We start from the raw sequence: 8,040 nt of genomic DNA, 5'->3' as shown, positions 1-8,040 counted from the left end.
AGGCGGCTCTGCCAGCTCGGAGTGAGGAGCCGGAGCGAATCCCACCGTTCGCTCCGCCATCTTTGGGCGATGCGACCTCGTTCCAGGATCACATGATCGATCGAGCGGTCCGTCAGACACCGGCTCATCGCGAGGCCGGCTTGCCCCCCGCCAATGATGATCGTGTCGGTTCTCCTCATGACATTTCTCCCGATCTCACCAACCCGGTCGGCGGGTCGCCGGTCTCCCCGGCGATCCGCCGTCAGGTCGACGACTCAAGCCTCCACGTTGACCTCGACCGGGACACCGTTCGTGAGCACGTCGTAAACGGCGGAGCGCGCCTTCGACTGCTCGACGATCTCGCGGAGCTTCTCCGGTGGAGCGTCGCCTTTGATTTTGAAGCTCACACGAATCTTCTCGTAACCGTTCCGGACCTCGTCCGACAGACCGAGAATGCCGAGGAGGTTGATGTCTCCTTCGACGGTGGACTCGACTTCCTGAAGCTTGACTCCGCGGGCGGCGGCGATGTTGCCAATGCCCGAGGTGATGCAGGCCGCGAGGCCACCGAGCAGGAACTCGGCGGGAGTGGGACCACGGTCCTCTCCCACGAGCACCTTGGGGTGATCGGCCCCGAACTCGAAAGTCGTCTCGTGTTTCTGTTCTCCACCGGCCCCGCTGAACGTCTCGAAGCGGGTCTTGGTGTGGGTTCCCGATACCCAATGACCCGTCGCCCGGAACTGGAACTTGGCGAGCTCGGGCTGTTGTTTGACCGCGTTGACCGTGGCGAAAAGGGTCGGGGTGTCCACTCCGTTGAGTGGTTTCCGTTCCTTCTTCGCCTCTACTGTGCTTCCCATATCTCTTCCTCCTTGTTGTTCACGAGGCGTCCTTCCGTCTCGTGCTCTAGTCTTAGATACGCAAACGGAGAACGGTCCCGCCACGCCCTGGAATTTCTTGGAACCGGGCCCTCGCCCTGTTTCCCCGGCTGGCAATTTGGAGGCGTCGAGGCTAGCATCAGCTTTTTCTCGGGGAGATCGTTCGGTTGCTGCCTGAAGACGAGCAAGAGCGAGGTCATTCGACGCGGAGTCGCTTGTGGGCCGCGCTCCGATGGTTGGTCCTCGCGCAGGCGGTCGGGACGATTCTGACCAACGCCTACTTCCTGCGTTTCCTCGAGCCTGCCGTCTCCCGAAAGGTCTTGGGGATCGTGTCGGTTCTCCTCGCCGCCGCCGCCCTTCTCCTCGACCGGAACCCGTCCGCGTTTCGACCGGGAACCATTTGGCTCGTCGTCAGACGGCATGCCGTCGTGGCGGCGCTCGGTTTGATCCTGCTGCTCGCCTTCGGTTTGCGTTACTGGGGAGCGCATTTCGGCCTACCGCAGAGCTACGTGGCCGACGAGTTCGACTACGTTCATTCCTATCTGAAGATGCTGAAGCGCGGCGATCTCAACCCTCATTGGTGGATCCACCCGAGTCTTCAGGCCTACGTGAACGTCGTCACCTATCTGGTCGTGTTCTTCATCGAGGTGCCGACCGGGCGATGGCAAAGCGTTCAAGAGTTGATGGAGGAAGACTTCCTCTTCTGGGGCCGTTTCGGCGCCGGAGTCATCCCCGGTACGCTCGTCGTTCTGGTGACGTTCTTTCTGGGGAAGCGGGTGTTCGGGACCCGAGTCGGTTTGATCGCCGCTGCGCTGATGGCCGTCTTCCCCGCGGCGGTCGAAGTCTCTCAGTACAACAAGCCCGACCCTTTGCTCGCTTTCATGGCGCCATTGAGTCTGCTGGTGACGCTCGTCTATCTGGAGCGGGGAGGAACGAGACTGGCGCTCCTCGCCGGGCTCAGCGTCGGGCTGACGGCCGCGGCGAAATACAACGGGGGCTTCGTGCTCGTTTCGTTTCTGCTGGCGGTAGCGATTCGTGAACGAGGGCGCTTCCTCGCTCGACCTGACTTCTATCTCGGACTGCTCGGGACCATCGGGGGGTTCGTCATCGGCTGTCCCTATTTCATCGTCGAGCTACCGAAGTTCATCGATGCGGTCGCGAACGCGATGTACAACTACGGCTATCGGGGTTGGCCCGACGCCGAGGGGACCGATAACTGGGCCTATCATGCCAAGTACGCGGTGACCTACGGGGCAGGTTGGGCGGCGGTAATCGCTGGTTTGGGAGGCCTGGGGGTGGCGCTGAACCGACTGGACTCCCGCCTTGTCGTGCTCCTCAGTTTTCCGGTTCTGTATTACGGCTACTACAGCTCGCAGCGGATGAACTTCCCCGGCAATCTCGTTTGCGTCTATCCCTTTCTCGCGGTCCTGGCCGCCTTCGGCCTCGAGCAAGCCGTTGACGTTCTCCGCCGGGCTGGCCCCTTTCCCCGACGCCTGCCGGTCCAGCCCGTCGCCACCGCGGTCCTGCTCGCGGTGGCTCTCGGCGTTCCACTGGATACCTCGATCGCTCTGAACGTCGAGAGGAGCCGAGACGACACCGGCAGCCTGGCCCGGGTGTGGATCGACGGGCATTTCGCCCCGCAAACCCATCTCGCCGTCGAGCGGCAGTGTCCCGCTCTCGATCGGAGACGACACCGGGTCACGATTCAGTCGAGAATCATCGACCGTTCGGTCGCCGACTATCGAGACGAAGGCGTCGAGTACCTCGTCGTTTCCTCGGCTCAATACGACCGCTTCGGGCCAGAGCACCGTCAGACGAGGAACTACTACAAGTTGTTCGAGATCTGTCGCGAGGTGGCGAGGTTCGAGCCCGTCGAGGGGCGGGTGATTGGCCCGACGATCCGAATCCTCCGGGTCCCCACTCGACCGGAGGAAGCCGAGGGCTCATAGCGCGTCGACCGAAGGTCCCATCGATTTGACCGAATCCCCCGAGCTCACGCGGAGCGATGTCGCACCCGCCGACCACCACGAGTCTCGGGTATGGCCGCGGCGAGTGTTGAAGAGCCTGCTCTGGGTCGAGCTGCTGAACCTCTTCAGTATCGTGACCACCGACGGAGCACTCCAGCTCCTGCCCTTGTCGGACGATCGGTTCGTCTCCTTCGTGGTCCACGCCACCGTGCTGTGGGCTTTGTTCGTCGCAACCCAATGGGGAGAGTCTCGAAGAGGCGGCGAGCGCTCCGTTCGCATCCGATTCGCGTGCTCGCTGGTGCTCGCGGGATCGCTCATCGGTTGCTACCTCTATTTTGCCTACGGTCTCCGGTTGAGCGCCGATGGGCCCCATTATTTCGTCATCGCGCGTTCGCTCCTGTTCGACGGCGATCTGGATTTCACCAACGACTACCGGCTCGTTCACGCTCCCTTGCCGATTGCCGAGCGCTATCCTCTGGGCACGCCCCTGTTATCGCTGCCCTTTCTCTTGACGGCGCATTGCTTGCTTCTGATCGGGAGCTGGCTTGGCCGGGGGCTCGAGCCGAGCGGGTTCGGCAACGCTTACGAGACGGCTTTCGGTCTCGCGGGCTACTTTTTCGCGAGCTTTGCGCTCGTTCGCGGGCTGGGAACGCTCAGCCGGTACTTTCCCGTCCCGACGAGTTTCATCGCGCTCTGCTCCGTCTGGTCGGCGTCGTTCCTCTTCTGGTACATGGTCGTCGAGCCGAGCATGCCGCATGCGATGTCGTTCGCCTTCTCGAGCTTTTTTCTTTGCTATTGGCTGGACAATCGCCCGCTCGAACGACCGAGGCAGTGGCTGTGGCTGGGGCTTCTCGCGGGACTGGCGTCGCTCGTCCGCTGGCAGAACGGCGTGCTGCTCGCCCTGCCCCTTCTCGACCGTCTTCTCGATGCTCCCCGGCCGTGGCGGAGCCTGTCTCTGTCGGTGCTCGGTTTCGCTCTCGCCTTCATGCCGCAGCTGATTTTTTGGAGACGCACCGTCGACGACGCGCTCGCCCTGCCGCTCGCGGGACATGGAGTGGCGTTCGATCAGCTGAGCGTGCTCGAAGTGCTCTATTCGACGAATCGCGGCCTGTTCCCCTGGAATCCGGTTCTCTACCTGTCGGTTCTGGGCCTCCTCGCCTGGGTCGGAGTTGCCCGGCGACTCGCGCTTCTCGGTCTCCTCGGCTTCGGGATTCAAGCCTTCGTCAACGGCAGTGTGGCCATCTGGTGGGCAGGCTGGTCGTTCGGCGGGCGCCGCTTCGACTCCTGCCTGCCCCTGTTCATGCTGGGCACGGCGGCCCTGGTCGAGCTCTTGCGCCGGAGGCCTCGGATCTTGATCGTCGCACTGTTCGCCGGACTCACACTCTGGAACTATGGCTTGATGGAGCAGACGCGCCGTGGTGCCATCCCCCCCGATCGGCTCGTTTCGTTTCGAGGTGTTTGGACTCGTACGCTCGAGAGAGGCTACGACGCCTTCGGGCTGCCCCCCGCCTGGCCCATGAACTGGTGGTTTTCGTGGCGCCACCGCGTATCGGCGGAGCGATTCGACCAGCTGTACGGCCATCAGGGTTTCGGGAACTTCCGTTTCGTCTTCGATTCGGGCATCGAGCCGTACCTGGGCCGGGGGTGGAGCGCCCAGGAGGCCAATTCGGCGGGCGAACCGTTCCGATGGACGGTCGGCTCGACCTCCACGATATTGGTGCCGCTGAAAGCGGCGCGCGATTACGATCTCACCGTGGAGTTGGGCCCCTACGGCCCCACGTCCCCCAACCACGTGATGCTGGCGGTGAACGGTCACGCAATGCCGGTGCAACTCGTCTCGAAGCGCTCCCGGGTGAGCTCGAGGATTCCATCGGCAGTCTGGTCTCGGGGCGTCAACGAGCTTCAGTTCTCGATGGAAAAGACCCTCCGTCCTTCGGAGCTTGGAAGCTCTCCCGATTCGAGACCGCTCGGCGGTGCCTTTTATCGCATCGACCTCGTTGTGGTTCCCCTTGGCGATTCTCGGTGATGGACGGTAGAGTCATTTCAAAAAGTCGGAGGCCATGCCCCGGCGCGCCGAGAGGCGGGGCATGAGAGCGGGACTGACGGCCTTTCGCTCCTGCGGACTCCTGCTCGTGATTCTGGCTCTGGCGGCCGCGCTTCGGGTCTGGGGAATGGACTACGGCCTTCCTCACACCCGGACCCGGCCGGACGAAGATGCCGTCGTCAACAAGGCCACCCGGATGCTCGTCACCGGGGACCACGACCCCCGGTACTTCGATTACCCGAGTCTTCCCTTCTATCTCTATGAGCTCGCCTTGTGGAGCACCTTTCAGGCGGGAAGAGCGAGTGGTCGTTACGAAGCCCTCAAGGATTTCCAGTTCGATATCGCCGTCCTGCGTCCCAACCGGCATTACCTCGTCTGCCGCGCTTTCAGCGTAATCCTTGCCGTGCTGACGGTTGCGGCCACTTTCTGGCTCGGTCGGAACGTTGGCCGCAGCGACGCCGTCGGGCTCGTCGCTGCGCTTGCCGCAGCCACCGCCTACGTCCATGTGGTGACTTCACGATTCGCCATCGTCGACGTTTCGATGACGCTGTTCGTGACTCTCGCTCTCGTCTTCGCCGTGCGTGCCGTCCGGGAGCAGCGGCTTTCCGACTACGTTCTCGCGGGAATCGCGTTGGGTCTCGCCGCATCGACGAAGTACAACGCGGCCCTCGTATCTCTGAGCTTGGCGATTCCCTCGCTTGCGGGAATGCGCGACCTCGGTCAGAGCCGGGCGACGATCGGGCGCCTTTCGGCGGCAGGCATCGCTTCGATCGTCGTCTTCTCGCTGACCTCTCCCTATGTTCTCCTTCGGCCTAGCGACGTCCACGGCGCGTTGGCGAAGCTGGGAAGCATGCTCTATGGCGCGAACGACCCGCCGGGTTTCCTCGTACACCTCGAGACCACCCTTCCTTATGGGCTCGGTTGGCCCGTTTTTCTCTTGTCGCTCGCCGGAGTCTTTCGTGCCTTGTGGTTTCGGGGTCCCGTCAATCTCGCCCTGCTGTCGTTTCTGTTGCCCTTCTACGCGCTCGTTGGAAGCGTTCGGCTGGTTTTCCCGCGATACGTACTGCCGGTCGTTCCGATTCTGGTCGTGCTCGGAGCGGAAGTGTTCGTTCGAATCGTCAGGCGATGGCCTCTGCCCGCGACCGTTGCCGCGTGCATCGGTATCGTTCTGCCTGGCCTGGTCAGCTCGCTTCGTTTCGATCGCATCGCGGCCCGGGAGGATACCCGTGTTCAGGCATCACAATGGGTGGCGAATCATCTTCCTCGACGCTCCAGAATCGCGGTGTGCGGGGGTTACGGAGCGCCGGACATCAACTCGGATCGAAGGCGGCCGCCCGCGTTCGAGCCCATCGTCATGCCCTGTCGACTTCAGGACGTCCGTTCTTCCGGAGCCCCTTACCTCGTCGCTCATGACCATCCGTACCTCTATCGCAACTCTCACGTACCGACCGAGCTCGTCGAGTGGTTGAACCGGAACGCTACCCGGCTCGCCATCTTCGACCCGTTTCGCGCCGATGGCGATCTTCCGGTCTTCTATGCCCGAGACGCGTTTTATTTGCCTTATACCGGGCTCGGCGCTGTCGAGCGCGGGGGGCCACTCGTGACGATCTGGCAGATCGATTGATTGATGATGGGTGAATCGTACAGTCGCTTTCGGAGCTCTCGGCGGTAGACCGTCGACACTTGACGTCTTGGCCGCCGCTCGGCAGGCTGGGCAGTACTCTTTGTCAGCCCTGCTAGGCTCGCTTTCGCGCCGCGTGTTGGGATTCCGATATCGGGATGACGTTGTTTCCCCGGGAGTGGCTGAGGGCCCGCCCTTCCACCCACCGAGCCAGGAGCCTTCGGACCCGGAAAGAGTCGACCGACAAGTCGGCTTCGATTTGACTGGGCGTCTTTCCCGACATCGCTCTCTCCCACACCGAATCGACCAGGTTGCGGTCGGTCTCGTCCTCGAACTGCGGCGCATTCCCGACCGATGCCACGAGAATGGCATCATCGGGAACGACGGCACGAGCTCTCTGGAACTCGTCGTACCGCCGGATCCCCTCCATGATGAGGGACACGACGTCCACGAGCGCCGGGTCGGGATCGTTCACATCCGGATCGGCGACACGGCCTTGATCGACGAAAGCGAACTTCCCGGGAAAGGGTTTTTCGAAGAGCTCGTAGACGGCTTCTTCGTTTTTCAGGCGCTCGGTCTCGCAACTCTTGTACTTGCCGTTCTGCATCCGGATCACCGCGGCCACGGTTTCGTTCGTGTAGAAAATCGTCAGTACGCCGGTGGCGGAGGCGCGCTCGAGGGTCTGTAATATATGCGGGAGGCCGAAGAACTCCAGATCTCCCGTCATCGCCGCCCCGGTGGTCGAGCGTGAGGACGCGTCGTGGAAGCTCAAAAGCGTCCTGGCCGCCGCCTCCCCGAACTTCGTCTTGGGGAATCGTTTTGCCAGATCGGTCAAGGCGTCGGTAACTCCGACGGATGGAGTTCCCGAAAGCGCCGCGATGTAATGAACCACAGTGTCTTCTCTCGTCTTGACGAACCGTGAGAGGAGCTTTCCCGGGAGCTCGGAACGCAGCGCCTCGAGGATTCGATTCACATCCTCGGGATGAGAGGACAGATCCCGGGTGCCGAGGCCCACGAGGCGGGCGCTGGTGATTCCGAGCCCGGGTTGCCGGTTGAGACCGTGCTCGATGAGGGCGGTCGTGGCGTTTCTCGTGCCCAGCCGGGCGAGCGCAGCAGCCAGCCGGTCGAGAAGACCGCAAAGCTGCAGTCGGTCCGAAGCCGGTGCCGCTCCGCTGAGCAAGAGCTCCTCGTAGGACTTCAGGTAGCCGGTCAAGACCGCTCCCGCCTTGGTGTGCTTGGTCTCGCCGAGATATACGATCGCTTCCTTGATCAGAATCAGCGAGCTGTCCCGACCCGAGGCGCGCACGATGAGGTCGATCTCGGGCTCGACCGGCTCGCCCTCGGGGCGCGGTATGACGCGGAGAAGGTAAATCAGATTTCTTACAAAGTAGGGGTTCGCCTGGCTCTCGCCGACGAGCTCCATCTCGAGCCGCTCGAGACAGGCGCTGCGGGCCAGCTCGCCGTGTACTTGAAGCAGGGCGAGCTTGAGCCGGCGTCGATCGCGCCGCTCCTCGGCCCAGAGATCATCGAGCAGGCCCTCTGGGCTGAATCTCGAAA

General features: G+C 62.8%; 6 protein-coding genes. 3 read left to right on the top strand and 3 right to left on the bottom strand.

The genetic code is table 11. The features are described 5' to 3' along the window. Both VEK15_04510 and VEK15_04505 read right to left on the bottom strand, forming a co-directional pair. On the bottom strand, positions 1–179 hold a 179-nt coding region (locus VEK15_04510), incomplete at its 3' end, for an NAD(P)-binding domain-containing protein (protein ID HXV59934.1). A 75-nt stretch (positions 180–254) separates the two neighbouring features. Beyond that, the gene (locus VEK15_04505) at positions 255–833 is read right to left on the bottom strand and encodes an OsmC family protein (protein ID HXV59933.1); all 579 of its coding nucleotides are present in this window, start codon (positions 831–833) and stop codon (positions 255–257) included. A 185-nt stretch (positions 834–1,018) separates the two neighbouring features. On the opposite strand from VEK15_04505, the gene VEK15_04500 reads away from it, so the two are divergent. From VEK15_04500 to VEK15_04490, 3 genes are read left to right on the top strand one after another with little or no spacing between them, the layout of a single operon-like run. Continuing rightward, entirely contained in the window at positions 1,019–2,800 is a 1,782-nt protein-coding gene (locus VEK15_04500) for a glycosyltransferase family 39 protein (protein HXV59932.1), read from the top strand. A gap of 25 nt (positions 2,801–2,825) precedes the next feature. After that, positions 2,826–4,844, top strand: a complete 2,019-nt coding sequence (locus tag VEK15_04495; GenBank protein ID HXV59931.1) for a hypothetical protein — start codon at positions 2,826–2,828, stop codon at positions 4,842–4,844. 34 nt (positions 4,845–4,878) lie between these two features. Next, positions 4,879–6,486, top strand: a complete 1,608-nt coding sequence (locus VEK15_04490) for a phospholipid carrier-dependent glycosyltransferase (GenBank protein ID HXV59930.1) — start codon at positions 4,879–4,881, stop codon at positions 6,484–6,486. A 112-nt stretch (positions 6,487–6,598) separates the two neighbouring features. Here VEK15_04490 and VEK15_04485 read toward each other — a convergent pair. Then, a partial coding sequence (locus VEK15_04485) for a DUF4388 domain-containing protein (GenBank protein HXV59929.1) occupies positions 6,599–8,040 on the bottom strand: 1,442 nt, incomplete at its 5' end.

The organism is Vicinamibacteria bacterium (assembly GCA_035620555.1).
Lineage (GTDB): Bacteria > Acidobacteriota > Vicinamibacteria > Marinacidobacterales > SMYC01 > DASPGQ01.
The sequence above is the reverse complement of the archived record's forward strand: the minus strand, read 5'-3'. Positions and strand labels throughout refer to the sequence as shown.

Excerpts from the sequence above, each read along its gene's own strand:
- VEK15_04505 (HXV59933.1), bottom strand. The coding sequence starts at position 833 with ATGGGAAGCACAGTAGAGGCGAAGAAGGAACGGAAACCACTCAACGGA.
- VEK15_04490 (HXV59930.1), top strand. The coding sequence starts at position 4,879 with ATGCCCCGGCGCGCCGAGAGGCGGGGCATGAGAGCGGGACTGACGGCC.